Origin of the sequence: Bacillus sp. cl96, from assembly GCF_900100505.1 — a bacterium.
GTDB lineage: Bacteria > Bacillota > Bacilli > Bacillales > Bacillaceae_G > Bacillus_A > Bacillus_A cereus.
On sequence record NZ_FNDM01000005.1, the window covers coordinates 273,294 to 298,951 of the forward strand.

The following is a 25,658-nucleotide window of genomic DNA, read 5'->3' on the forward strand; positions in this document are numbered from 1 at the left end:
GAAAACAATCGTTCGTTGTCAGTACCAACCAAAAACAGACTCGGGGTGTTACCATAAGGTAGCATGAATGCTAGAGCGTCAAACTGTCTAGCGATAGACGAAAAGACCTAGTGTTCGAACTCAAGCCCCCACTGAAAGGCTTTATCTCAGTGGGGGGAGTTGACTGCGATCTATATAGGGGGAATTGTTATGAGACCATATAAACGTGTCTTAATTAAATTAAGCGGCGGTGCACTTGCCGATCAAACCGGAAATAGCTTTAACTCCAAACGATTAGAACATATCGCAAACGAAATTTTATCCATTGTTGATTTAGGTATCGAAGTATCCATCGTCATCGGTGGCGGTAACATTTTTAGGGGGCATCTAGCTGAAGAATGGGGAATCGATCGAGTAGAAGCTGATAATATCGGTACGTTAGGTACAATCATTAACAGCTTAATGCTTCGCGGTGTTTTAACAAGTAAAACAAATAGAGAAGTACGCGTTATGACTTCCATTCCATTTAATGCAGTAGCTGAACCATACATTCGCTTGCGTGCAGTCCACCATTTAGATAACGGTTATATCGTTATCTTTGGAGGCGGAAACGGCCAACCGTTCGTGACGACAGATTATCCAAGTGTACAAAGAGCCATCGAGATGAATAGTGATGCCATATTAGTCGCAAAACAAGGGGTCGATGGCGTCTTTACAAGTGATCCAAAGCATAATAAATCAGCAAAAATGTACAGCAAACTAAACTATAATGATGTCGTTAGACAAAATATACAAGTCATGGATCAAGCGGCATTACTGCTTGCCCGGGACTACAATTTACCAGCACACGTCTTTAACTTTGATGAGCCTGGTGTCATGAAGAAAATATGTTTAGGCGAACATGTGGGGACGTTGATTAATGATGATGTTACGATGCTGGTGCATGAAAAATAATGATTTCCCACCAAAAAAGGGTGCCTTTTGTAGGCACCCTTTCCTAATTCATCATCACAAATAGAAGTCAACCAATCCCGCCACTTTCTCCTTACAACGCTCCCAAAAAGATAACTTTTCAAAAAACTCTTTCGTCATTTCTTTCGAATCATGAAAATCCTCTGTTAACGCCTTATTAACTTGTCCTACAATAGGACCACCATAAATATAAAAATTCATTTCATCATTTATATTGAAGCTACGCGAAGTAAAGTTTGTTGTACCAATAACGGTTAATTCATTATCAATAAGCATTAATTTACCATGGAACATTCCTTTTTTATACCCATATACAGTAATCCCATTATTAACAGCTTGACGTATGTATGGATACGCCGCTTCTTTTATAAGAGGTAGATCTGGTTTATATGACCAAAGTATTTTTACTGTAACACCACGCTTTTGTGCTGCGATTAAAGCATTCATAGATTCTTTATTTTTCGCTATAAAATACGGTGTTGCAATTACAATGGAGTGCTGAGCTTGTTTTATGAGCTCTATATATTTTTCAGCAACGTAATGCCCATTGTAACTAGTCATAGTATGTAATGTATTCCCTTTACTAGCTTTATTCGTACTTCTCTTTATCTCTTCTTTCGTATCTCGTTTCCAGTCTAAAGCGAATTGCTGTTCTAAATCTTTTGCTCCTTCTCCTTTAAGTCGTACATGATAATCACGCCAATATCCAAATCGCTTATCTTTCCCTAAGTACTCATCTCCTATATTAAATCCGCCTGTATAGCCAATCTCCCCATCAATCGTCGTAATACGGCGATGATTACGATGATGAAGAGAATAAAAGCCGAATGGTAATTCAGGTTTTCTACTATATGTAAAATGCACACCATTTTCCTGCAATTCATTTTTCATCTTTCTTTCAAATGATAAATCATTAATGCGATCAACGGATAAATAGACGTTTACTCCTTCTTTTGCCTTCTCTTTTAATAAGTTTAAAAAAGTATGGCTACTTTTATCATCCGACAAAATGAAGAAATACGTGTAAATGGAGCTTTTCGCTTCACTTATATCAGTAAATAATTGTTTATAAAAAGACTTCCCTTCTACATATAATTGAAAGTCACTATAATGAGGCGCATACTCTGTCGGCATGTTTTTCCCGGCTTCCATTTTTCTTCCGAGTGTAACGTCAATATGAACCCAAATTAAAATAAAAACGAAAATAGCAATAACAATAGAAGTAACTCGCAATATTTTTTTAATCATTTTGATTTCCTTCCGATCATTTTCTTTCCACCTTTCTATTTTGTCATTCAAATTTAGATTTCATGCTTCATACAAAAAAGGATGTGACTTAACGTCACATCCTTTTCACATTAAACAAAATTTCTCGCATCATTATTTCTTCCAAACTTATAAATAGCAATTAAGAAGAATGCAATTGCGAAAGCGAATAAAATTAAAATGTTTAAATACAACTCCGAGAATGGTATTCCTTGTTGTAGTTTCGATACTGTGTCTAACAACCAGCGCTGCGGAAGAAAATTAGCTACTTTTTGTACTGCACTTGGCATAATGTCATATGGGAAATAACAACCCGCTAGTAAGCATGTTGGTACAATGACCATGTTTTGCATCGCATTTGCCGATGATGAGTTTTTTGAAAAAGCAACAATTACTAACGACATTCCAATCGCTATTAAAGCAAATATCATCAGTACACCAACCATAACGATGAAGGGCATATTGATATTCGTATGAAAAACATTCGTTAAGAATAGGATTGTAATCATAATTTGTACTGTTAATATAATCATATTTACCCCGACGTTAGATAATATAAATTTCTTTCCATCTATCGGCGTGGATAATAATCTAAAGTACGTTCTATTCTCTTTTTCTTTTAAAATATAGCCTGATAAGTTCACTGCTGAAAATAACATAAACATAATAAGATAACCCATGGTTTGGTTCGTCATATCTTTATTTTTCGAAGTATCTTCTAACGTCTCAGTCTTCACTTTAAATGAACTTTTTTGATATCCTGCGTACATCGTATCAAATGCACTTTGATCTGTTCCTGCTACTTTACTTATCGCTGCTACATTATCAATATAATTGTACAAATATGACTTAATAAACGCTGTTACTTGATCACCTTTAATCGATGAAATTTCAATATTGCTTGGTTTTCCTTCTCGGACACTTTCTGAAAAACCAGACTGTAACGTAATCACTCCATCAAGTTTTTTTGAAGTGAGTTTATCTTCTACTTCAGATTCTTTCACTTTACTTACTTTTACATGATTGATTTCTTCTAAAAATTTCACCGTATCATTTGCTATCGACTCATTTTCTTTATTTATAACTCCGATATTTAACGTCCCTTGCCCCGCATTTCCATATATTGAAAAGGAGATTAACGTTCCTATTATCGGCAAGCTAATAATAATGAGTAACCCTTTTTTATTTTTCAAAAGGACTGATAATGTTTTTTGCATAAGCCATAAAATATCTTTCATACTATAGCCCCTCCCGTCTGCGTAATGCGATAATCGATATGAATAAAAAGAGTGCTGAGATTCCGATATTTAAAGAGATGACTGGTAGTGCCGCCCCTACATCATTTGCATAAATAATTTTCATAACGGCAGTGTTTGCCCACGTTAATGGTGATAAATTCGTAACGAAATTTTCTTCTACTACGAAGTATGCCCCGCCAAAAATAGAAGCTAGTTGTACGATAACTAAAATAATTGCTCTAGATGCTTCACCTGTTTTTGTAATATATCCGATGCCGAGGCCGAAGCTAGTTGCTAAAAGGACTTCTGTTAGTAAAATAAGTAAGACAACTCCAAGATGATCGCCCCAGTTAGCTTGAAAAACAAATTTACTAAATAAAACGACAAGTAGTATGCACAGTGCATTCGCCACCATATTACCCAATATTTTCCCGATAAAAATTTCCGCTTTCGTTATAGGTGCAGCAATGAGACGATCTCCTGTTTTACGTATTCGTTCGCCTCTAATTAAATTACTTGCTCCCATCGCACCATACAAAGCAACCATCGTTGTCATTACAATTGCATAGTAATCCATAGAACCTGGTTTTTTAGTCGCTTGTAATGCCGTTTCTTTAATATACTCATTACGTTCTCCATTCGGAATTATTGTGCTAATTTTACTAGGGTCTACTTTCTCAATCTCAACTACTACATTGTACTTATCAACAAATGTAGTCATCATTCCTTCAACTATGCTACTTTCAATACTACTTCTATCACTTCCGTAAAACTTTACCCCGTCCTTATTCAATTCTACATACGCAGCATATTTGTTTTGTTTTACTTTTTCTTTTCCATCTACCTCTTCAGAAACTTTCTTAAAGTGAATACCAGATTTACTTACTTCTTTTGCAAATGCTTCAAATGATTGAGAAAACGTACCATTTGCTTCATCTTTGTATATCACTTGTATATCTTTAATAGTATGACTATCGCTATTAAATGCATTACTTAACGCTGTTCCTAACACAAGCATAAGTACAATCGGAAATGCTAACATAAAAACTAAAGTTCTTACGTCTCTAAATTCTCTTTTAATGTGCATAATTGCAATATTGAAGATGTTCAATTGATGAACCTCCCTTTACCTTTTCTTCATTTACCTTTTATTTATCTCGTAAGTTTCTTCCGGTTAAGGTAAGAAATACTGTTTCTAAGTTGGGAGCCTGCTCCTCTAATGAACGAATTTCAATATCATGATTGATACAGTGTTGAATGATTTTATTTAAATTATTTAATCCCGCATCAGAATTCACTTTAATTACGTTTTCTTCAATTTGAACTGCTTTCACACCGTTTATCTCTTTTAATTTTTCTACATCTAAATTCTCTACCGATTTCACTTCAATCCAAATATCTTTCGTGTCAGTAATAATTGCTTTTAACTGTTCTTTCGTACCTTCTGCAATTACTTTACCGTGATCTACTATCGCTATTTTCGTACAAATCTCTTCTACCTCTTCCATGTAGTGACTCGTATAAATAATTGTACTTCCCATTTCATTTAATTTACGTACTGACTGCAAAATGTAGTTTCTTGACTGTGGATCAATTCCAACTGTCGGCTCATCCATAATAATTAACTTCGGTCTATGAGCAATTGCACAAGCGATATTCAGTCTTCGCTTCATCCCACCAGAAAAGTTCTTCGGATAGCTTTTCTGTTTATCACTAAGTCCTACAAATTTAAGAGCTTCCTCTACCCTAGCTTTTAATTCGGCTCCTCGTAACCCGTACAATCCAGCAAAGAATTTCACATTTTCATAGGCAGTTAACTCTTCATAAATCGCAATATCTTGCGGAACAATACCGATATTCATTTTCGCAAATCGATTATGTTTCTTTATATTTTTTCCTAGTATGCTAATCTCACCTTCATTACTTCTTAACAAACCAGCAATCATATTTATCGTTGTACTCTTACCAGCACCATTTGATCCTAAAAAGCCAAATATTTCTCCTTCTTTAATAGATAAAGACATATTATCAACTGCGATGAAATCACCAAATTTTTTCGTTAAATTTTTAATTTCTAATGTATTCATCATTTTCACCCCTATTTCGGTTTCTCTGCTTTTAGTATAAACAAAAAGAATGAACCTGCTCAGTGCAGAAGTTCATTCTTTTCACATGAGAATATTCACTTTTTTCATATGAGATGGTTCATCCTCGTACCATTCTCTTTATATTGGCAACAACATCGTTACTGAAAAACCACTTGTCCCATCTACAATAATTTTTCCGTTTACAGACGCCGTTCGCTCCTCCATCCCCATAATACCGAGACCTTTTTTAACAAGAGCTACCCCTTTTCCGTTATCCTTCACTTGCACCTTAACCATCTTGTTAAGTACATGAATATCTATAGAAATAACTGTCGCATCAGCATATTTCATTGCATTTGTTAGTGCTTCTGTAACATTCTCACCGATAATTTTCCACTGAATGGGAGAAATCATATCTAAGTTCCCTTTGTATACAAAAGGAATATTCACATCATTCTTACCGGCAAATTCCTCTATGAATAATTTCATACGATGAATGCCAATTTGCTCAGTTGGAGGCTTCATATTTTTTAATGTAATGCGAATACTTTCAATTCCATCTTTTGAAATGTGAATTGCATTTTGTAATAACTCCGCAGATTTTTCTTTATCTATTTCCATTAACCTTTTTGCTGCTTCCATTTGAATAAGTGCACCCGTCATCGAGTGACCAATTTTATCATGAATTTCTTGCGATAACCGATTTCTCTCTTCTAGCTTAAATGTGTATTCAGATTGTCTTATGTACTCTTTATTTTCATGTAAGCTTTTCGTAAGTCGTTGCATATCTTTTCGCATCTTATCATTTTGCGATTCAAGCTTTACTACACGCGATATATATCGATCTGCTATAGTTAAAACGAGAAAAGAAAATGCAACAATTAATCCATAAGTCATTCGAATACTTTCATCTGCAATCGTAATTGGGAGCATCATAACAACAAAGCGTGGCCAATTCTTTTCTATGTAATGGAATGTAATTTCGTATAAGTTCAAAGGTAAAAACAAAATAAAAAATGGATGAACCCTCCATGTAAATAACATAATTATGCCAATTGACATACAGATTAATAATTTTTTATACGTATCTTTTTTAAATATAGAAATCATTACGTTTACAGAGAGGTAAATAAGTAAAGTAAATATAACCCAAGGTAAATTTACTACATTTGCGTAAATATAACTAAACACAATATATAAAAAGACAATTAATTTACTTACAGTTAGCCAAAATTCCATATCACTAATCTACTTTCCCTGTTAAGTAATAAATCGCAATTTGTGTGCGATGTTCAAGTCCAGTTTTCCCTAAAACTGACGTAATATAATTTGCAATTGTTCCTTCAGATATAAAAAGCTGTTTCGAAATTTCTTTATTCGAGAAACCTTTTGCAATTAATGCGATAATACTAAGCTCCCTTTCTGTGAAAAGGCTCTTATCAATTTTACATTCTTCCTCTTTACTTTCCATTAAATTAGACTTAATTTTATCGAGGACAACATCTTGCATAACAGTTTGACCGTTATATACTCCTTTTATCGCATCACGAATACGCTCCGGATCGTTATTTTTTAACAAATAACCTTTCGCTCCGTTTTTTACTGCATCCAAAATATATTCATCATCATCAAACGTCGTTAAAATAAGCGGTTTTGTTTTCGTCTCTTCACAAATGAACTTCGTCGCCTCTACCCCGTTCATATTTGGCATGCGAACATCTAAAAGAGCAATATCAACTTCATGCTTTTTACAATATGCTACAGCTTCTTCCCCATCATTTACAGTATCTACTACTTCGAACTCTTCGTATGTATTTAAAATAATTTTCATGCCCTCTCTAATAAAAGAGTTATCATCCGCTATTAATATTTTAATTTTCATGTTTGTTAGTATGGCCCTTCCCCTACTAACATTCACATCCTTTCTCCGTGTAACATTTCCTACTTGCTCATTATATACTTCTCTTTACCATTTTTTCACACCTTTTTTCATCTAGCTCTCCTGCAAAAAATATATTATTCTTTTTTTACAATATGTGTAGGGTGACTTATCATTCTTTACGTCTATATAATAGAATGCGTCAAAAAGGAGGGAGAGACCCATTGAGGAAAAACAATTAATTGAAAAAGCACAGCAAGGAAGCGAGCATGCTTTTCGTATCCTTGTACAAACATATCGTCATTATATTTTTCAAGTTATCTTTTCTATTTTAAGACATGAAGAAGATGCGAAAGATGTTACACAAGAAGTATTCGTAAAAATTCACACCTCTCTCCCAAATTATCAATTTCGCGGATTAAAAACGTGGATGGCGCGTATTGCCACCAATCACGCTATTGATTATAAGAGGAAGAAAGCTAGAGAAAGTGAAGAACTCTCCTTATGTAAAGAAGCTGAGGAAAATATAAAGTCCTCTCATAATATTGAGGCTTTATTATTGACGAAAGAGCAGAAATTACTCATTGCTCAAAAACTGAGAGAACTTCCCGAAAATTACCGTGACGTCGTTCTCGCACATTACTTAGAAGAAAAAAGTTATCAAGAAATTGCTTTACAGGAAAACATCGAAGTAAAAACAGTCGAAATGAAACTGTATCGGGCACGAAAATGGATTAAAAAACATTGGAAGGAGGAAGAGTTTCTATGATGCATTATTCAAAAGAAGATTGGCGCAATTATACATTAGATTTTATAGAAAACAATAAACGTGAATCTATGGAAGAACATCTTTACGAATGTGATCATTGTTTAACACTTTATATGGAAAGTATTGATGAACAACATGAAAACCTTCCAATGATAAATGATGATTCATTTACGAACGAAGTTATGACGCAAATTAATTTTGAAACGCTACAACCTAATGAAAATATAAAAACAAACTCACTAAAGCGCACAATTATTCACTACATAATTGCGACTGCAGCTACAATTATTTTTATGGTAAGTGGTTTATTCCAATATATTTTTACAGCGACATCAAATTTCGAGAAATCTTCAAAACATAACGAGTCTTCTATCTCACAACAAATTGTAAACAAATCGGTAGATACATCAAAAAAGGACGGAGGTTTAAAGCATGAATAAAAACCCCTTTTTAGCACTTGTATTAGGGCTAATTCCTGGGCTTGGACATTTATACTTAAAAAAGCTAGGACGGTTTATTTTATATAGCGGAGGATCTTTATTTCTATTCTCCTTTGCAGTATTTTGTACCATAGTAGTAAGAGAACGTGATATTGCTTTTCTTTCTCTATTTTTACTAGCTGTTCTATGGGTAATTAACTTACTAGATTTAGTTATCACCATTATAAAACAAACGAAAAAACAAGAAGCTGGAGAATTGATAAATTCCTCTAAAGAGAGCGAACGATTTTATATCATTCTCCTATCCATCATCCCTGGACTTGGCCATTTCCAATTAGGACTTATGCAACGCGGTCTTACATTTTTAGTCGCTTGCGCTGGCTTAGGCAGCATGATTATATTTGTAACATTATTAACATCTCAAGGAAGTTTCCTTATCTTTCTTATTACGTTACCTGTTTTATGGATTTATAATTTCTTTGACGTTGTTCAGCAACTACAGAAAAAAGAACGCGACGAGCAATTAATTGACCGTACTATTTTCGAAGATTTTGAAGAACATCGAGAGCAAGGAAAGAAAAGTAAAACATTTGCTTCTATTTTAGCGATGTTCCCTGGAGCAGGTCATATGTATTTAGGTTTACAACGCCGTGGTCTTCAGCTTATGGCAGCCTTTTTACTATCTATTTATTTACTCGACTTATTAAGACTTTCTGCGTTTTTATTTTTAGTACCAATCATTTGGTTCTATAGCTTTTTTGATGCGTTACAGCAAACAGCAAAATACGGAAAAGAACGAGTACAAGACGAACCCATTATCGATTATTTTATAAATCATCAAAGATGGATCGGTATCGGATTAATTACACTCGGTGGTTATTATTTATTAAATCAAACAGTCCTTCCTATTTTGAATGATTATTTTGTAACTATATTTAATATTCATCTTAGTGAACTATATTATCGCTATTTCCAGACATCTATCGTTGCGCTCCTTTTAATTGGCGGCGGCTTTAAATTGTTACTTGGAAATAAAGAAAACAAAGGTGGGACAAGCGAATGAGGACTTGGCGTGTTGGAACATTCTCAATGGGGCTTTCTATTATATCGTTAGGGTGCTTTTTACTATTTTCAGTCGTAAAAGGAATTCAAGTATTAGATACACTAACTGCATGGTGGCCAGTTTTACTTATCATACTTGGAGCTGAAGTTTTACTATACCTTCTATTTTCTAAGAAGGAACAATCATTTATTAAATATGATATTTTTAGTATTTTCTTTATCGGTGTTTTAGGAAGCGTCGGAATTGCTTTTTACTGTTTATTATCAACTGGATTACTAGAAGAAGTTCGTCACTCTATTAACACAACGAGGCAAACGAGTAATATTCCAGACGGACAATTTGATATACCTGAATCTATCAAAAAAATCGTAGTAGATGCAGGACATCAACCTCTAACGATAGAGGGAAATAATACAAATCAAATTCATCTTTTGGGAACTTATGAAATGACAACGAAAGCAAATGAAAAACTCAATTTAAAACGAGATGATTTCCTTTCAGTTCAAACGGCTGGAGAAACGATGTATATCACTTTAAAATCATTACCTGTTCAGCATACGTTATTTAATTCAGCACCACAGGTGAAACCAACGCTTGTTCTTCCACAAAATAAAAATGTGGAAATCCGTGCTTCAAATAACGAACTATCTCTTTATCCAGGTCAATTACAAAATAATTGGTTTGTACAGGAAAGCTCAAGAGTGTCTGTCCATCTTGCAAAAGAAAGTGATGTATCTTTAACAGCAGTAACAAATCAAAAAGAAACACACGGAAGCACACCTTGGGAACAAGTAGAAGATTTAACGAAAAACGAAAATACTTCTTCAGAAGAACATCCAGAATTAAACAACCAAGAACATTGGTATAAAAATTCGATTAAAACTGGAAATGGCACGTACAAGTTAAATATTGAGAAAGCTTATAATTTGAATATGAGTGTTCTCGAAAAATAAAAAACCTTCCGCAATTGCGGAAGGTTTTTCTCATATAATCGCTTTAATTCCTTCTAACACTAATCCAATCATAAATCCGCAAACCGCCCCGTTCACTCGGATCCACTGCAAATCTTTACCGACATTATTTTCAATCATTTCGATTAACGTTTTATCATCTAACTTATCAAGATTTTCTTGTACAAGCTTACCGATTTTCGAATGGTTTTTTTCCACAAGTGTAACAACTTGCTTTTGTAACCACTCCTCTATTTTTTGAACAGTTTGTTCATCTTCTTTTATTTTGTTCATTTGTTTTTGTAAAAATGGAATAACATATTTATCAGCAAATTCTTCATTATTTACAAAAGCAACTGCTCTTTGTTGTACTTGCTCTAGCATCTCTTTTATTTTGTCAGTAGCATTCCAATTGGCAATCCATTTTTCTTTCCAATTTTCTAATTCTTGTAGTAACGCTTCATTTTCTTTTACATTTATAATTTCTTGACGAATTTTCGCTAATATAAGTTGTCTCGTGCTATTATCTGCATCTTGTAAGCTGTTAATATTGCTAATAATAAACTTCTGCAAAATGCCGCCAATTTTATCTTCATCTACAATATTCATAAACGATTTCAATGTAAACTGTAAGAATCCATCTACTTTTATATTTTCCATCGCCTTCATACCTAAACTTCCAAGCTGGTAGCGTGCTTCATCTTGCGCTGTCCAATCTTTCACTTTTACTAAAATGTAATCAAGTGTCTTCTCATCATATTCTTGCACAACTAATTGATCAACAAGCACTTGTAAGATGTTACTTGTATTAATTGTATGCAAATATGTTTTTAATTCTTTTTCAATAATAACAGCTAACTTTTCTGTATCTATTGTAACAATTGCTTTCTCTGCAATCGTTACAATCCCCTTTTTCACAGCATCAGACTGCATTTCTCTCTCAGCAATTTGCAGTACCATTTGTGCTAACTGCATCTCTTTTACTTTATTCGTAATACTTTCTTTCGTCAGCCATTCATTTTCTAACGTATTGATGAGCCCTTTCGTTACTCGTTTACGATTTTTAGGTAACAAAGCTGTATGCGGAATTGGTATTCCCATCGGGTGACGGAATAATGCTGTAACTGCGAACCAATCTGCAAGCCCGCCAACTAACCCAGCTTCAAATCCCCCTTGTATAATCTCTCCAGCTATCGTTCCTTGAAAAGGGATAGAAGCCGCAAAGCCGACACCCATAACCCCAAGTGAAATACCCGCTATATATTTAGTCTGTAATGACATCGTATACACATCCTCTTATTATGTAAAATAAAGCTTTTTGTTGTATTTATTCAATATTAGTTATCCTTTATATATACTATAAAGAACTATTGTGAAAATAACAAAGATTTTTATGTACATGAAAAAATGAGGCTACAACTAGCCTCATTTTTCTTATATCGTTAATTCCAAACCTTTCCTATAATATTCATCCATTGTATCGTTTGGAACCATACTTCCACCCGTTCCCCACACAATATGAGTACCTTTTTTCACCTTCTCTGTTAACTGTAGCTTTTGTAAATACTCATCTTCTTTACATACTTTCACTGGCCCTATCATACCTGCTAGTGCAGAAGGCTCTAAATAAATATTCTCCGTATCAGCTAGCTCTTTTAACAATCTATATAACTCTTCATCGCTTACTGTGTAATTCCCACTCAAAAATGGTTCCATCGTTTTACCGACAAATCCAGATGGCCTTCCTACCGCAAGTCCATCCGCATCTGTTACATTATCAATTCCGATATCTTGAACGGAAATTTTGTCATGAAGGCCTGTCATTAAGCCGAGTAACATACAAGGAGAATGTGTTGGCTCTGCAAAGTAACAATGAACATTATCTTTATACAATAACTTTAAACCGAATGCTACTCCGCCAGGTCCTCCTCCTACTCCGCACGGAAGATAAACAAATAAAGGATGATTTTCATCTACTACAACCTCTAACTCTTCTAATTGCTTTTGTAATCGTGATGCTGCTACTGCGTATCCTAAAAATAAATCATGCGAGTTTTCATCGTCTACAAAATAACAGCTAGGATCCGCATCCGCTTGTCTTCTTCCTTCTTCTACTGCTTTGCTATAATCATCTTCATATTCAATAACGTTTACACCTTTACTTCTTAATAAATCTTTCTTCCATTCTTTTGCGTCTGCTGACATATGAACAGTTACATTAAAACCTAGATTCGCACTCATAATCCCTATGCTAAGTCCTAAATTCCCTGTAGAACCTACTGCAATTGAATATTTCGAGAAAAACTCTCTACATGTATCACTATCTAAAACGGAATAATTATCTTCTTCTGTTACCATTCCGTGCTGCAATGCTAGTTGCTCAGCATGTTTCAACACTTCATAAATACCGCCCCTAGCTTTAATTGATCCTGATATTGGAAGATGACTATCACATTTTAATAATAATTCTCCTAAAATAGGTTGCTCATATTTTCTCTCTAAAGCTTCTTTCATAGAAGGTATTTTCACTAAAGGTGATTCGATTATGCCGTTCGCCCCTTTCGTTTCAGGAAAAACTTTCGCAATATATGGTGCAAAACGCTTTAATCTCTCTTCCGCATCTTTTACATTCTCTTCATTAAGTGGTGAATCTTTTATTGCTGTTTCATACTTTTCTATGTTTGGATTTATCCAAAATACTTCTTCTGTTGCAATAAGCTTATTCACTAATGGATATTCTGCTTGTAATGCCCCTATTTCTTTCATTTTGTTTCCTCCTTATATCCTTGTAGCTCACCATACAATAAATTATAATTAAATTAATTTTAATATAGTTTAACACAAATAATCCCATTAAGTTAATTTTAATTTAATTTATTTAAATATAATTTAATAATTATTAAGGAGATTTTCATTATGGAAAATATAGATATTGGTAAAAAAATTGAAAAACAAAGAAAAGAAAAAGGTTTAACTAGTAAAGAACTAGCAAAGATGGCCGATATTACACCATCAATGTTAAGTCAAATTGAGCGCGGGTCCGCTAACCCTTCTATCCAAACATTAAAAGTGCTTGCTAAAGCTCTTGATGTGCCAACATTTAGCTTTTTACTTGAAGATACAAATACAGACGATTTAATTGTACGTTCCCATAAACGAAAGAAAATGATTATTGATAATTTATCATATGAAATGCTTTCACCTGATTTCACTGGAAATTTAGCAACAGCAATTATGACCGTCCCGCCTAATACAGCTTCATCAGAAAATGTGCTAGAACATAAAGGAGAAGAATTAGCATTTGTCTTAGATGGGAAAATCACATTATATTTAAATGAGGAAGAATACGTATTAGAAACTGGCGACAGTGTAAAAATACCTGCTTATTTAAAGCATAAATGGGTGAATCATTTTGAAAAAAACGCGATAGTCCTATTTTCTGTTACTCCGCCGATTTTTTAATATATCAATAAAAACAGGATGATTCTTATAAAGTGAGGATTATCCTGTTTTTATTAAATAAGAAAGTGAAATTTTTGTTAAAAACTTAACAGTTGGACCCAATCCGAACAATCCTCCTAAAAACATATTTACAAGTAAAACTATCCCTCCCATTGATGCTAACGTATCATGAGTCAGATTCATCCCACCACTACCAGAGGCACTTGTAATATTCACATAAAAATAAGAAATATGTAAAAATTAATTAATTTTTCAGAATTTTGTTGAAAAATATGATAAAATCACTCTTATACTTCTTCTATTTTGCTATTATAGAAATAATTAAATTAGGATACTTTTATCGAATGGGGGAATATATAATGAGTGTGTTATTAAAAGGGCATGAACAGATTGTCAACGAATTAAACATTTTATATCAAGTAATGGTAGCGGAGCAATTAATTGAAGCGAAACAATTAAAAGAAAAAATAGAGAAACAGATTAATAAAATTGAAGCTGATCAAACTCTATCGCTTTACTACTCCCTACTAAACTTTAAATATAAGGTCCTAACCGATTGGACAAACATTAAGTATGATACTTTTAGTCAAATTGTTCGTTTAGACAATCCAATAACTGAAGACTTTATTACTTATTATTATCACTTTTTTAAAGCTGAACATGCTACCATTATTGGAAATTATGATGAAGCAAAAAAAGAATACGAAAAAGCTGAATCCCTTTTAAAACATGTACCAGGCGAACTAGAAGAAGCTGAATATAAATATAAATTTGCTATATTTAATCACCATACAAACAAACCACTTACAGCAATCAATTATGCAAATCAAGCTAAAGAGATTTTCTCAAAATATCCACGTTATGAAATTAAAATAGCTCTATGCGAAAACATTTTAGGCTCATGTTCTGTTTATTTAAAACAATTCGAACAAGCAGAAGAGAACTATAATTCAGCAATCAATATTTTACAAAAGCTGAAAGACGATACACTAATCTTAAAAGTTCGAAATAACTTAGGTTGGCTCTACTCTTCTCAAAATCTATCAACCCTTGCTATTAGACATCTTACAATAGTTACAAACAAATTACCTAAACACCTAAAAGCCAATTTTCTACAAGCCAAAGAACATTTTAGTTTAAATGAAAAAGAACTTGCAAACGATTGGGTTCAAAAAGGCTTAGAAATTTGTAATGAATTAAATAATCAAGAATATAAACACCATTTCACTATCTTAAAAACACAACACACTGGTATTCTAGACGACTTAGAAAACGCAATCATTGCAGGCACTACATATTTTAACAGTAAAGAATTATACGATTATGTACAAGAATATTACGAATTATTAGCAGTAGAATTTCATAAAGTGAATAAAATAGAGAAATCTCAAAAATATTTTTTCAAAACTTACGAAGCAAAACAAAAATTATTAACTAAGGAGGCACTAAGATAATGAAAAAGATTAGTTTAGCTATTTTAACCTTTACATGCATACTTGCTTTTGGATTTAATAATTTTACTGAAAGTCAACAAGCAAAACAACTTCCAAAATGGGATACAGATAAACAAGAAACACATGCAGACCTATAGAAACCTAAAAACCCCTAATAAAGGGGTTTTTAGATTTCTACAATATAATGATTTAGCATATGATGAAGAAATATGCTTATAAAAGATAGCCATACAGATACTCTCTGTACATGGCTATCTTTTATTTTTTCGGCACCAACAAAATCCCTAAACTAATAATACAAAAGCTCATTATTTGCTCTGCTGATAGACCAAACAGAACCGAATTTTGTTCACTAACAAGCGAAATAATAATATGAGCAAACCCCTCAATAATTAGAAAAACACTTATATTCTTTCCATTTCCGAGCCTTTCATTTTTCATCCATAACAAGCCCATTATACAAAGAGCAAGGATGATCTCATATACGAAAATAGGATGATATAAAAATTTAGATTCATATATATTCATTCCCCATGGTAGTGTCGTTTGTACACCTACTTCATGATGGAATAGAAAATAAAAGATAATGCACACACACAATCCAAAAGGGAGTACATCAAGTAAAATACGAAGCAAAAATTGTTCCTTTTTACTTTTCAAAAAAATGTATACACTCGCAATTACGCATCCTACTACAATATGTTGCATACTTCCAATAGCTAATATTGCTTGCACCGGCGCCCCAAAAGCCCATACAGGATTTAAAATTGCTGGTGCAAACTTCCATACAAATACGATGATAAGAAAAGCATTTGTTATGGCATCCATCATTTTTTCATATGATACATTTTGATACTTCATCTTTCGTTTCATCAACATAAAACCAAATAGACTTCCAATTATAAGAGATATGGGTTGTAACCTCACAATCCACTCCATCGTCACCAAATCTCCTTTTAATTCTCAATCAATTTCTTAAATTTCTTTTCTAATTGATCTGGTGGTAATACACCTCGTACATGATCTACTATAATTCCATCTTTATTAACAAAAAATGTCGTCGGTAAAGAGAATACTTTATAATCTAGTCCAGCTACTCCGTCCATATCTAGTAGAACAGGAAACTCAAAACCATAACGATTAGCAAATGCGCTTGCTTCTTGTACTGGGTCACTAACAGTTGCATTCACCGCAAAAATTTCAACATCCTTTTTATATTTATCATACATATGAACTAAGTCAGGTGCCTCCATTTCACACGGCCCACACCATGATGCCCAAAAATTAATAATATACGGTTTTCCCTTTGCATCATTTAACGACTGTAACTTTCCGTCTAATCCTTTTAATGTGATGCTAGGTGCTTTAAAACCGACTTGTGGTAATACTTCTTTCTCCTGTAACTCTGCTTGCTTTGCTTTTCTTTCCTTTTCTTCTTTCTTTGAATTATAAAAGTTAACCCCCGCCCAAGCGAGAGCACCTACTAGTATAATAGCAATTAGTTTCTTCACTTTTCTTCCTCCTCATTTTTAAAAACCTGTAAATCCACCGAATAGACGAATAAAGAATGCTGTAATTTTCGTCATTTGATTTGTATACAATAAAATACCTGTTACAATCATCATTCCACCGCCAATTTTCATCATGACATTGGCATATGTAACAATCCATTTTACCTTCCCAATAAAGAATGCCATCACGAAAAATGGAACCGCAAACCCAAGAGTATACGCTGTAATATAAAGAAGCGCCCCTTCAGGATTCGTCGCGCCAAGCATGAGTACAGCTGAAAATATCGGTCCAACACATGGCGTCCAACCTGCTGCATATGTCATACCGACTAAAATCGAGCGAATATATCCAGTCGATTTACTTCTATACTGCACCTTTTTCTCTGCCATAAGCCACTTAGGCTGAAACAAGCCCGTCATAAATAGCCCCATTAAAACAATAAAAATCCCACCAATTTGTTGAATCAATTTTTGATTAGATGAAAATGTTATTCCAATCCAGCTTACCGATAAACCTAACGCGTAAAATATAACCGAAAATCCGATCATAAAAAATACTGTATGTATAATCGCTGATTTTTGCATAATTCCACGATTTTCTTTTAAATCTTGGATAGACACACCGGTAATATAAGATAAATAAGATGGATATAGCGGTAAAGAGCACGGTGATATAAATGACAATACTCCCGCCCCAGCCACAAGCCAAATTGTTAAATCTGCTGCATTCATTTTATTCCCCCTTAAACACTACAATGAGTAGTGTTTATTCTTAAAAAAAGAGGCTATATGCACTCTCCGACAATAAGTACAACCGACATACAGAATAAACCTACTGTTACATATACCGAATTCGTATGTAACGGAATAGTAAGCTTAACAACCTTTTCATTTAACACTTGCTCGATTCGTAAATTTATTGCTGTTTTTGCAAATGAAGCTGTAACACATCGATTTTCCATTGTCTTTATTTTAATTAATTTTAATAACGCGCTACCTAACTCAAATGAAGATTCCATTTTTTGCATCGCATATTTATCAGCAGCTAGCTCCTGATACGTATGATATCGCTGTAACAACCCTTTTAATATCGGTATGTACATCATTCCTTCTGCTAATAGCGTAAAACAAAATAATTTTAGCGGATCCCAATTCTTTTGATGATATTCTTCATGGAAAATAATTGCATCTATTTCTTCATCTGAAAATGTTTGAAGCATCCCTTCTGACATGACAACTTTCGGACGAAATAGCCCAATTGTATATGCCGCAACTTCCGTAGTCGGCAATATATATATTTGTTTTCCTTTTCGGACGAAAGGGATAAGTACTTTTTGTAATTTTTTACTATAGAAAAATTGTCGCCAAATTCTTTTGCACACGATTAATACAGTAAGTAGTAATAATCCAGCGATTATAATACGAATCAGCGATAATTCTTTCATATGTTTTTCTAACTGGAACAAGCAAAAATTTGAAAGAAGGAACATCTTATTTTGAAACAGAAATGGATATGTAACGTAATACACTAACATACTGAAAAAGAGGATACTAACAATTACTGCTAACAATACGATTTTACGCATTTGCCATTTCATTTCATTAATCCTCTCTTTTTAACTGACTCAATTTGTCTTCTAACTTTTTTATTAAAGTCGGATCAGCCTGCTCTAACTCATCTAACATATGATTTACAACTAAATCTCCAAATTCCCCCATCAATTCCTGTGTCATTTTCTTCGTTTGATTGGATAAGAATTCTTCTTTTGTTTGTACAGCACGATATATACCACTTCTTTTCACAGTCTGTTTTTCTAAGTGTAATTTCTCTACTAACCTGTTCATAACTGTCATAACAGTGTTAAAATTCACAGGTGATTCTTCACTTAATTTCTGCTGCACTTCTTTAATAGTAATACCATCGCTAGACCAAACAATCTCCATAATTTTCGCTTCAAGCGGTCCAAAGAAATGATTTAACCCGTGCTCATTTAACTTATAGTTTTGAGTAAACATTGTACAACTCCTTTCACACTACGAATTGTAGTATAAATTAAATGAAAGGTCAAACGTAAATGATATATATGAAAATTAACTACCCATAAATACATAGGCTATTCCATTCATTTTAAACCTAATTTTTCTCCAAATGTATCAAAAAGATACTGCTCTAATATTTGTACACTAAACTTCTCATTACGTCCAAGTGCAAATAATTCCCGATCTTTCGCTACGATAGTATCTAACGGAATAGCTACATTATCCACTATTTTTGTAATTTCAATTATATTACTTTTTACATTTACTTCTGTTTTAAATTCAACGTTTTCTAACACTATATGTGAACGTCTTCCTGATGCAAAAAAAGTAAAATTAGGATTTTTAACAACGCCAATTTCAGTCTCTAACGCATATAAATAGTGAAAAATTACATCTCTGTGTCCATCTTTTATTATTTTTTCATCCTTCTCATCGTCTAAGTATTCTTTCAGCTTCGTTGTAAATTCAAATCGAAAATCCACTTTTTTCACTCTCCTTCTTTGTATTTCATATTAAATAAATATATTGAAATAATTTTAACATATTGTAATACAACTTCCTATTAAAAGTAAAAACTGTTTTAAAAAATCGCTATTATTTCCGATACCCTTTTAAAATATAAGTATAAATTCAATATGAATCAATGCGTCATTATATCTATTTAAACATATTTTTCCATATTTTGAAACATTAGTATGAAATATTATATATCAATGTATGGTTTCTAATGCATTGGTATATATAGTCAGTAGTTTCTTTACTATTCCGATATACTTAAGCTACATTTTCTAATTATTGATTACATTACGGAAGGAATGTAACTCTCTTCTATCGAATTTTTATATAACAAAAATAATTAGGTGGTGCTTTACTATGAAATTAGCTGTCATTGGTGGCGGTGATTTACAAGATTCAAATCACTTGCCTATTAATGAACGCCTTATAGAATTAACAAATAAACAGTACCCAAAAATATTGTTTATTCCAACGGCTAGTCATGATGATGAAAGCTATATAAAATTATTTTTAGACACTTTTGAAAAACAATTACATTGTGAAGTACAAATTTTACGTACTACAACAGATTCACCTTCAAAGTATGAAATAGACGAGATGATTCATTCAGCCGATTTAATTTATTTAGGTGGCGGGAACTATATTCACATGCTTACGCAATGGAAAGAACATAGACTCGATGAAAAATTATTATTGGCTCTGCAGCAAGGAACACTTATTGCTGGTTATAGCGCTGGTGCTATGTGTTGGTTCACGTCTAGTATCCGATCAGATTATGAAGGTTCTGGTTATATAGAGAGTAACGGATGGGGTATTGTTAATAAAAGATTTTGTCCACATTATAATCAATTAAACAGAATGAACGCCTTCCATTCCTTTTTACAAAATCATCAAGGGAATATAGAAGGAATTGCACTGGAGGATAATTGCGCTTTATATATTACAGAGGAATCCTTTGAGATTATCGGTGAACCGGAAAAAGCGTGGGAGTTTTATATGAGTAATAAAACACTCATTAGACAACATTTTGATATAACTTTAAAAAGCTATTTATAAACCTGAACTTACGAAAAAATGTCCCTAAGTCTAATAACTTAGGGACATTTTTCTATTTAACTAACTAATCGTGTAATTCGTTTCTTTTGCCATGAAAGCTTATAATATGCATACTGTAATATTAAGCTGACAATAAATGCTGCTGGATACCCGATCCAAATGCCTTCTATTCCAAGACTTGTATGGTAAGAAAGATAATATGCTACGGGTACTTCTACAAGCCAAATTGAAACAACTCCAATAACAGTTGGCCAAAGTACTGTACCGCTCGCTCGCATTGTCGCACTAATAATTTGTGCATGACCGAAAATTAAATAACTCCATAATGTAATCATAACTAAGCTATGAGCAATTTCAATTGTAGTTTGACTCGTTAAAAATAGTGATAAAATGTCTCTTGAGAATACGTAAATAAGAGATATTAACACACCACCGATGACGTAGTTCATAATAATTCCGGCCTTCACAACTTTCTGTAATCGATCAAATTGATTCGCACCAATCGATTGTGCCGCAAAAATGGAAACTGTAATACCAAGGCTAACTGCTGGCATTTGTACATAACTTGCAACTTGATTCACAACGCCGTAAGCAGCTGTTGCATCCGAACCGTAACGATTTACAAATGCGATTACGGCAATTTCAGATAATGAAACTAATATCATATTAATACTCGCTGGAATACCGAGCCTTAGTAATAGCTTTAATAACTCCCCATCCATTCGAAGGTATTTTCTAACCGTTCCATCTAGTTGTAATGGGTGATTTTTCTTCTTTAAATACACAAGCATGACAATAAACGTAATAACTGTAGATATAACAGATGCATAGGCCGCTCCATACACATCTAATTTCGGAGCTCCTAACCATCCAAAAATAAGAATCGGTAATAAGATCATATTTAGCGCTGTACTTACAATTAAAAAGTAAAATGGCGTTTTAGAATCTCCTGTACCTCTCATAAATGTTGTATATGCGAAATATAAAAATAATACTGGCATCGATATAAATAAAATCCGTGCATAATGTACACTTATTTCAATAATATTTTCTGGCGTTCCCATTAGACGCATAATATCCATCGCAAAAATACTGCCTATTATCGCCAACACAACTCCAATAATAAAGGTAAACGTCAACGTCGTACCAACGATAGCTTTTAAACGATCTTCGTTTTTAGCACCAAACGCCTGACCAATTAAAATAGAGCTTCCTGAACCGATACCAATTACAAATGAAACGAGCAAGAAAAATAATGGGAAGAATGCTGATATAGCCGCTAAATCATTAACTCCAAGCCATCTTCCTACTACTACCATACCAAATAATTGTCCAACTGATTGTAGTACATTACTTAATAATAACGGTACTAAAAACATCGACATCGATTTCCAAATCGGTTTACTCTCACTTTCCAACTTATGTGACTCCGCACCTTCTTTATTGTTATCTGCAGGTGGTTTCAAATTTCATTTCTCCTTTTATTAAACATCTATTTTCAATCTCTATCTCTTTGTATAGTTGTTATAATACTGTGCTTCTATTCATTTTCTTTTCGTATGATTATAACTTCACCCAATATTGACTTCCATCGGCTGTTCGATCTAAAAATCCATATTCGATTAAATATCTTCTTAAAGTTACAAAATCAGGGTATACATTTTCTATCACTGTATTTACTTCTTTTTCAGTATACTTTTTATTACTATCAAACTTCTTCACTAAATGGCGCAATATAATTAATTTACGCTTTTGTTTCTTCGGAAATTTAGAGAGAGGTCCATCTAATCCTTCTGTAAAATGAGCTTTTAATACTTCATCATTTTCTTCTTCCGTAATATTGTATCGATCATCCACCATCGTTGCTGTTCTATGAATTGGCACAAATTTCGTTTGTACTTTTGATTTTTCTTCTGATAATTCCATTAGCGCTAAAAATACTTTTGCTTGCTTCATTTTCTCTCGCAGTGTAAATCGATGATTACGAATTGTTGATGTACTTCCGCCATCCATCTCTTTTACAATTTCTTTATCATTCAGTCCCATATGGAAAAACTGAACCATTTTCTTTTGTAAATCCGTTAAACCAGTAAATTTCTTATCCATATTTAACAAATAATCAAACATAGACGTATGCTCATTTTGAATATGCAATTGGACGAACTTCTCTGCTTCATACAAAATTTGGTTATCTTGATAAATAACACCTTTAATAAATGTTTCACCACAAGCTAAGCAAATGTACTCCTCTTTTTCTTCATCAAACACATACCCTTTCTTTAATTCCTCTATTGACGCATCCCAAAACTTCTCTGAAATATCGCTCATACTAAACACTCCTTCAAAATGTTTATTTAAAACCAAACAAATCAATATATCGTTTATTATCACTTCATCATCTTATCACAACGCAAACAAACATTTCAACGTTTCGTTTGCCCATTTTATAAACTTTTATAAAAACATCTAACAAAAGGGTTTAATACAACGAAAAGCGAATATGTTTATACAAATTCATTTTATAGGATGTGAAATAGAACATAAATATTCTTTAAGACCCTTAGTTTACCGTTAAACAAATTGCACAGAATACATATGCGATCAGTGAATATGGAACTGGTATTCACTCATTCCAAAACTTCAGTATTCAATTTTAACTACAAAAAAGATGTTTTCGTATAAGAAAACATCCTTTACTTTTTATATATTCTATTTACAGTCTCTACTAAAACCTTACTTGCTTGTACAAATGTATGCTTTCGATTTCTATCTTCAACAAATTTATTAGCACAACTACTCATAATGATCATACAACTAATTATGACTAACGCTATCTTTCTATTCTTGTAAGTCACTTTATGCCACTCCACTATTACAAAACTTCTTTTGAATTTATCCCATCAAGAAATTTTACATGAATAATAAAACGCGCGAATATGCAATTCTGCATATTCACACGTTTTATCACAATGTTATGATTTAATTTAGTTAAAGAACAAGTATACCGAGGTGACTAACTTGAAATTTAAAGCGAAAAAAAATCCATTCCACGTCATTTTCATTACATTATTTATAATTATTTTTTTCGTTTCGTTATTCTTCCAAAATGAAAATTCTATTTTTTTCACTCTCATGATGCTATTAAATATCGTGAATCTTTCTTCATTCTATTTCTCTCACTACAACATAACGGAATCATCTCTTGTTGTAAAACACGGTTTCATTTTTCATACTGAAATTCCATTTGAAGATATTCGTCACGTTAAATACTCTGGTAAAAAACTTCATTCAAAAAAATGGACTAGACAACAATTAGAAATCCATTACAATTTATTTGACTCAGTGACCACTTTCGTACCACTAGAAGAAGAAAAATTCATTTCACTCTTAAAAGAGAACTGCCCACAGATGAAAGTAATGAATACGCCTGCTAACAAATAATATATTTTGAAGCTTGTAGTATTGCAAGTAGATGAAACATAAAAATGAACATCAAAAAAGCCAAGATTCTATACTAAGAACCTTGGCTTTCTCTATTACTCTTTTGGAGCAATCATTTTCTTTGGATCTACAATTTCATCAAATTGCTCTTCTGTTAGTAGCCCAGATTGCAATGCTGCTTCTTTTAAAGTTAACCCTTCTTTATGAGCATGCTTCGCAATTTTCGCTGCATTTTCATATCCGATATGTGGGTTTAGCGCTGTTACAAGCATTAGTGAACGATTCACATTTTCATTAATTACTTCTTCATCTGCTTCAATACCAACTGCACAATTGTCATTAAACGAAACAATTGCATCCGCTAATAAGTGAGCTGATTGTAAGAAGTTATAAGCAATAACAGGTTTAAATACATTTAACTCAAAGTTACCTTGGCTCGCAGCAAATCCGATTGTTGCATCATTCCCCATCACTTGCGCTACAACCATCGTTAATGCTTCACTTTGCGTTGGATTTACTTTCCCTGGCATAATAGAGCTTCCCGGTTCATTTGCTGGAATAATAATTTCTCCAAGACCACTACGTGGACCACTTGCAAGCCAACGTACATCGTTAGCGATTTTCATTAAATCCGCAGCTAATGCTTTTAATGCACCGTGAGTATATACAACTTCATCATGGCTCGTTAATGCATGGAACTTATTTGGTGCAGAAACAAATTGTTTACCTGTAAATTGACTAATTTCCTCTGATACCATCTCACCAAATTTAGGATGAGCATTGATACCTGTTCCAACCGCAGTTCCACCAATTGCTAACTCTTTCATATATGTATTGCTCTCTGCAATCATACGCTCTGTTTTTTCAAGCATACGGTGCCATCCGCTAATTTCTTGCCCTAAAGTTAACGGCGTTGCATCTTGTAAATGTGTACGACCAATTTTTATAATATGTTCAAATGCAGTTACTTTTTCTGCTAAAGTTTCTTTTAATTTCGTAATTGCTGGTAATACGTGATTTTCTACTGCGATTACACAAGCTACATGAAGCGCCGTTGGAAATGTATCATTTGAACTTTGTGACATGTTCACATCATCATTCGGATGAATATGTACGTCAGATCCCTTCTCTTTCAAAATTTGATTCCCACGATTTGCAATTACTTCATTCACATTCATGTTTGACTGTGTACCACTACCTGTTTGCCATACGACAAGCGGAAAATGTTCATTCCATTTCCCTGCAATCACTTCATCCGCAGCTTCTACAATTGCTTCTGCTTTTTCTTCTGATAGCTTTCCTAATTTTTGATTGCTAAGCGCTGCACTCTTCTTTAAAATTGCAAATGCTTTTACAATTTCAAGTGGCATTTGCTCTGTTCCAATTGGAAAGTTTTCTTTACTACGTTGTGTTTGTGCTGCCCATAATTTATCAGCTGGAACTTTTATTTCTCCTAATGTATCTCTTTCAATTCTGTACTCCATGTTTTCATCCCCTTGAAAATATAATACCTACATCTCTTATAATAACAGACT

Annotated in this window: 28 protein-coding genes; 10 read left to right on the forward strand and 18 right to left on the reverse strand. The window is 33.3% G+C overall.

The genetic code is table 11. The annotated features are described in order from the left end of the window. The first annotated feature begins 189 nt into the window (after positions 1 to 189). Complete coding sequence (pyrH, locus tag BLT20_RS13920; RefSeq protein WP_001248059.1) at positions 190 to 933, forward strand: UMP kinase; 744 nt, start codon at positions 190 to 192, stop codon at positions 931 to 933. Between the two features lie 54 nt (positions 934 to 987). Here the strand turns inward: pyrH and BLT20_RS13925 are convergent, their stop codons facing one another. From BLT20_RS13925 to BLT20_RS13950, 6 genes are all read right to left on the reverse strand, one after another. Continuing rightward, positions 988 to 2,199, reverse strand: coding sequence for a phospholipase D-like domain-containing protein (locus BLT20_RS13925; protein ID WP_000591941.1), 1,212 nt, complete (start codon positions 2,197 to 2,199; stop codon positions 988 to 990). 110 nt (positions 2,200 to 2,309) lie between these two features. Further along, entirely contained in the window at positions 2,310 to 3,455 is a 1,146-nt protein-coding gene (locus BLT20_RS13930; protein ID WP_000651904.1) for an ABC transporter permease, read from the reverse strand. A 1-nt stretch (position 3,456) separates the two neighbouring features. Then, on the reverse strand, positions 3,457 to 4,566 hold the full coding sequence (locus BLT20_RS13935) for an ABC transporter permease (RefSeq protein ID WP_001020162.1): 1,110 nt from the start codon (positions 4,564 to 4,566) through the stop codon (positions 3,457 to 3,459). A 37-nt stretch (positions 4,567 to 4,603) separates the two neighbouring features. Continuing rightward, positions 4,604 to 5,542: an ABC transporter ATP-binding protein gene (locus BLT20_RS13940; protein ID WP_001093804.1), complete on the reverse strand. Its 939-nt coding sequence runs from the start codon at positions 5,540 to 5,542 to the stop codon at positions 4,604 to 4,606. A 138-nt stretch (positions 5,543 to 5,680) separates the two neighbouring features. Beyond that, positions 5,681 to 6,781: a sensor histidine kinase gene (locus BLT20_RS13945; RefSeq protein WP_000397690.1), complete on the reverse strand. Its 1,101-nt coding sequence runs from the start codon at positions 6,779 to 6,781 to the stop codon at positions 5,681 to 5,683. Between the two features lie 4 nt (positions 6,782 to 6,785). After that, on the reverse strand, positions 6,786 to 7,424 hold the full coding sequence (locus BLT20_RS13950) for a response regulator transcription factor (protein WP_000694093.1): 639 nt from the start codon (positions 7,422 to 7,424) through the stop codon (positions 6,786 to 6,788). Positions 7,425 to 7,701: 277 nt separating this feature from the next. On the opposite strand from BLT20_RS13950, the gene BLT20_RS13960 reads away from it, so the two are divergent. The 4 genes from BLT20_RS13960 to exsE are packed head-to-tail and all read left to right on the forward strand — an operon-like array spanning position 7,702 to position 10,646. Continuing rightward, positions 7,702 to 8,190 carry an RNA polymerase sigma factor gene (locus BLT20_RS13960; protein ID WP_071740389.1) on the forward strand — a complete coding sequence of 163 codons (489 nt, stop codon included), beginning with the start codon at positions 7,702 to 7,704 and terminating at the stop codon, positions 8,188 to 8,190. Further along, the gene (locus BLT20_RS13965) at positions 8,187 to 8,630 is read left to right on the forward strand and encodes a hypothetical protein (RefSeq protein ID WP_000972341.1); all 444 of its coding nucleotides are present in this window, start codon (positions 8,187 to 8,189) and stop codon (positions 8,628 to 8,630) included. Before BLT20_RS13960 ends, BLT20_RS13965 begins: the two co-directional genes overlap by 4 nt. Beyond that, positions 8,623 to 9,693: a hypothetical protein gene (locus BLT20_RS13970; RefSeq protein WP_001039115.1), complete on the forward strand. Its 1,071-nt coding sequence runs from the start codon at positions 8,623 to 8,625 to the stop codon at positions 9,691 to 9,693. Before BLT20_RS13965 ends, BLT20_RS13970 begins: the two co-directional genes overlap by 8 nt. Continuing rightward, positions 9,690 to 10,646, forward strand: coding sequence for an exosporium protein ExsE (gene exsE, locus BLT20_RS13975; RefSeq protein WP_001261427.1), 957 nt, complete (start codon positions 9,690 to 9,692; stop codon positions 10,644 to 10,646). The genes BLT20_RS13970 and exsE overlap by 4 nt, the downstream gene beginning before the upstream one ends. A 30-nt stretch (positions 10,647 to 10,676) precedes the next feature. On the opposite strand, the gene BLT20_RS13980 is transcribed toward exsE, so the two are convergent. Both BLT20_RS13980 and BLT20_RS13985 read right to left on the reverse strand, forming a co-directional pair. Further along, positions 10,677 to 11,924, reverse strand: a complete 1,248-nt coding sequence (locus tag BLT20_RS13980) for a DUF445 domain-containing protein (protein WP_000058301.1) — start codon at positions 11,922 to 11,924, stop codon at positions 10,677 to 10,679. Positions 11,925 to 12,077: 153 nt separating this feature from the next. Continuing rightward, positions 12,078 to 13,409 (reverse strand): D-serine ammonia-lyase, encoded by a 1,332-nt coding sequence (locus BLT20_RS13985; protein WP_000658539.1) that lies wholly within the window; start codon positions 13,407 to 13,409, stop codon positions 12,078 to 12,080. A 150-nt stretch (positions 13,410 to 13,559) separates the two neighbouring features. Here BLT20_RS13985 and BLT20_RS13990 point away from each other — a divergent pair, with 150 nt between their 5' ends. Beyond that, positions 13,560 to 14,105, forward strand: a complete 546-nt coding sequence (locus tag BLT20_RS13990) for a helix-turn-helix domain-containing protein (protein ID WP_000427637.1) — start codon at positions 13,560 to 13,562, stop codon at positions 14,103 to 14,105. A gap of 39 nt (positions 14,106 to 14,144) precedes the next feature. Here the strand turns inward: BLT20_RS13990 and BLT20_RS13995 are convergent, their stop codons facing one another. Then, complete coding sequence (locus BLT20_RS13995; RefSeq protein WP_002025592.1) at positions 14,145 to 14,321, reverse strand: hypothetical protein; 177 nt, start codon at positions 14,319 to 14,321, stop codon at positions 14,145 to 14,147. Positions 14,322 to 14,464: 143 nt separating this feature from the next. Between BLT20_RS13995 and BLT20_RS14000 the strand changes: the two genes are divergently transcribed. Both BLT20_RS14000 and BLT20_RS30585 read left to right on the forward strand, forming a co-directional pair. Next, positions 14,465 to 15,559 carry a response regulator aspartate phosphatase gene (locus tag BLT20_RS14000; protein ID WP_000114849.1) on the forward strand — a complete coding sequence of 365 codons (1,095 nt, stop codon included), beginning with the start codon at positions 14,465 to 14,467 and terminating at the stop codon, positions 15,557 to 15,559. Further along, positions 15,559 to 15,696 (forward strand): hypothetical protein, encoded by a 138-nt coding sequence (locus tag BLT20_RS30585; RefSeq protein ID WP_000724012.1) that lies wholly within the window; start codon positions 15,559 to 15,561, stop codon positions 15,694 to 15,696. Before BLT20_RS14000 ends, BLT20_RS30585 begins: the two co-directional genes overlap by 1 nt. 121 nt (positions 15,697 to 15,817) lie before the next feature. Here BLT20_RS30585 and BLT20_RS14005 read toward each other — a convergent pair whose 3' ends face one another. From BLT20_RS14005 to BLT20_RS14030, 6 genes are all read right to left on the reverse strand, one after another. Then, positions 15,818 to 16,498: a prolipoprotein diacylglyceryl transferase family protein gene (locus tag BLT20_RS14005; protein WP_073340036.1), complete on the reverse strand. Its 681-nt coding sequence runs from the start codon at positions 16,496 to 16,498 to the stop codon at positions 15,818 to 15,820. 17 nt (positions 16,499 to 16,515) lie between these two features. Then, positions 16,516 to 17,070, reverse strand: coding sequence for a TlpA family protein disulfide reductase (locus tag BLT20_RS14010; protein WP_000733176.1), 555 nt, complete (start codon positions 17,068 to 17,070; stop codon positions 16,516 to 16,518). An 18-nt stretch (positions 17,071 to 17,088) separates the two neighbouring features. Continuing rightward, positions 17,089 to 17,802 carry a cytochrome c-type biogenesis protein CcdA gene (ccdA, locus tag BLT20_RS14015; protein WP_000990443.1) on the reverse strand — a complete coding sequence of 238 codons (714 nt, stop codon included), beginning with the start codon at positions 17,800 to 17,802 and terminating at the stop codon, positions 17,089 to 17,091. Positions 17,803 to 17,855: 53 nt separating this feature from the next. Beyond that, positions 17,856 to 18,668 (reverse strand): M56 family metallopeptidase, encoded by an 813-nt coding sequence (locus BLT20_RS14020; RefSeq protein WP_000871937.1) that lies wholly within the window; start codon positions 18,666 to 18,668, stop codon positions 17,856 to 17,858. A 4-nt stretch (positions 18,669 to 18,672) separates the two neighbouring features. Further along, positions 18,673 to 19,086: a BlaI/MecI/CopY family transcriptional regulator gene (locus BLT20_RS14025; RefSeq protein ID WP_000495053.1), complete on the reverse strand. Its 414-nt coding sequence runs from the start codon at positions 19,084 to 19,086 to the stop codon at positions 18,673 to 18,675. A gap of 107 nt (positions 19,087 to 19,193) precedes the next feature. Further along, a complete protein-coding gene (locus BLT20_RS14030; RefSeq protein WP_000347525.1) occupies positions 19,194 to 19,592 on the reverse strand; it encodes a DUF3942 family protein in 399 nt (132 codons plus the stop codon). Positions 19,593 to 19,983: 391 nt separating this feature from the next. Here BLT20_RS14030 and BLT20_RS14035 point away from each other — a divergent pair, with 391 nt between their 5' ends. Further along, positions 19,984 to 20,682, forward strand: coding sequence for a peptidase E (locus BLT20_RS14035; protein ID WP_000762117.1), 699 nt, complete (start codon positions 19,984 to 19,986; stop codon positions 20,680 to 20,682). A 56-nt stretch (positions 20,683 to 20,738) separates the two neighbouring features. On the opposite strand, the gene BLT20_RS14040 is transcribed toward BLT20_RS14035, so the two are convergent. After that, positions 20,739 to 22,148 carry an MATE family efflux transporter gene (locus BLT20_RS14040; RefSeq protein ID WP_000804124.1) on the reverse strand — a complete coding sequence of 470 codons (1,410 nt, stop codon included), beginning with the start codon at positions 22,146 to 22,148 and terminating at the stop codon, positions 20,739 to 20,741. A gap of 97 nt (positions 22,149 to 22,245) precedes the next feature. Next, positions 22,246 to 23,010, reverse strand: a complete 765-nt coding sequence (locus tag BLT20_RS14045; RefSeq protein WP_001280271.1) for a DUF2087 domain-containing protein — start codon at positions 23,008 to 23,010, stop codon at positions 22,246 to 22,248. Between the two features lie 690 nt (positions 23,011 to 23,700). On the opposite strand from BLT20_RS14045, the gene BLT20_RS14050 reads away from it, so the two are divergent. After that, positions 23,701 to 24,123 (forward strand): PH domain-containing protein, encoded by a 423-nt coding sequence (locus BLT20_RS14050; protein ID WP_000669069.1) that lies wholly within the window; start codon positions 23,701 to 23,703, stop codon positions 24,121 to 24,123. Between the two features lie 95 nt (positions 24,124 to 24,218). On the opposite strand, the gene fumC is transcribed toward BLT20_RS14050, so the two are convergent. Next, positions 24,219 to 25,607, reverse strand: coding sequence for a class II fumarate hydratase (fumC, locus tag BLT20_RS14055; protein WP_000456608.1), 1,389 nt, complete (start codon positions 25,605 to 25,607; stop codon positions 24,219 to 24,221). Positions 25,608 to 25,658 lie beyond the last annotated feature (51 nt).

Coding starts and splice junctions, on each gene's coding strand:
- pyrH (WP_001248059.1), top strand. CDS start 190: ATGAGACCATATAAACGTGTCTTAATTAAATTAAGCGGCGGTGCACTT.
- BLT20_RS13925 (WP_000591941.1), bottom strand. CDS start 2,199: ATGATTAAAAAAATATTGCGAGTTACTTCTATTGTTATTGCTATTTTC.
- BLT20_RS13930 (WP_000651904.1), bottom strand. CDS start 3,455: ATGAAAGATATTTTATGGCTTATGCAAAAAACATTATCAGTCCTTTTG.
- BLT20_RS13940 (WP_001093804.1), bottom strand. CDS start 5,542: ATGAATACATTAGAAATTAAAAATTTAACGAAAAAATTTGGTGATTTC.
- BLT20_RS13945 (WP_000397690.1), bottom strand. CDS start 6,781: ATGGAATTTTGGCTAACTGTAAGTAAATTAATTGTCTTTTTATATATT.
- BLT20_RS13950 (WP_000694093.1), bottom strand. CDS start 7,424: ATGAAAATTAAAATATTAATAGCGGATGATAACTCTTTTATTAGAGAG.
- BLT20_RS13965 (WP_000972341.1), top strand. CDS start 8,187: ATGATGCATTATTCAAAAGAAGATTGGCGCAATTATACATTAGATTTT.
- BLT20_RS13970 (WP_001039115.1), top strand. CDS start 8,623: ATGAATAAAAACCCCTTTTTAGCACTTGTATTAGGGCTAATTCCTGGG.
- exsE (WP_001261427.1), top strand. CDS start 9,690: ATGAGGACTTGGCGTGTTGGAACATTCTCAATGGGGCTTTCTATTATA.
- BLT20_RS13980 (WP_000058301.1), bottom strand. CDS start 11,924: ATGTCATTACAGACTAAATATATAGCGGGTATTTCACTTGGGGTTATG.
- BLT20_RS13985 (WP_000658539.1), bottom strand. CDS start 13,409: ATGAAAGAAATAGGGGCATTACAAGCAGAATATCCATTAGTGAATAAG.
- BLT20_RS13990 (WP_000427637.1), top strand. CDS start 13,560: ATGGAAAATATAGATATTGGTAAAAAAATTGAAAAACAAAGAAAAGAA.
- BLT20_RS14000 (WP_000114849.1), top strand. CDS start 14,465: ATGAGTGTGTTATTAAAAGGGCATGAACAGATTGTCAACGAATTAAAC.
- BLT20_RS30585 (WP_000724012.1), top strand. CDS start 15,559: ATGAAAAAGATTAGTTTAGCTATTTTAACCTTTACATGCATACTTGCT.
- BLT20_RS14005 (WP_073340036.1), bottom strand. CDS start 16,498: ATGGAGTGGATTGTGAGGTTACAACCCATATCTCTTATAATTGGAAGT.
- ccdA (WP_000990443.1), bottom strand. CDS start 17,802: ATGAATGCAGCAGATTTAACAATTTGGCTTGTGGCTGGGGCGGGAGTA.
- BLT20_RS14020 (WP_000871937.1), bottom strand. CDS start 18,668: ATGAAATGGCAAATGCGTAAAATCGTATTGTTAGCAGTAATTGTTAGT.
- BLT20_RS14025 (WP_000495053.1), bottom strand. CDS start 19,086: ATGTTTACTCAAAACTATAAGTTAAATGAGCACGGGTTAAATCATTTC.
- BLT20_RS14035 (WP_000762117.1), top strand. CDS start 19,984: ATGAAATTAGCTGTCATTGGTGGCGGTGATTTACAAGATTCAAATCAC.
- BLT20_RS14045 (WP_001280271.1), bottom strand. CDS start 23,010: ATGAGCGATATTTCAGAGAAGTTTTGGGATGCGTCAATAGAGGAATTA.
- fumC (WP_000456608.1), bottom strand. CDS start 25,607: ATGGAGTACAGAATTGAAAGAGATACATTAGGAGAAATAAAAGTTCCA.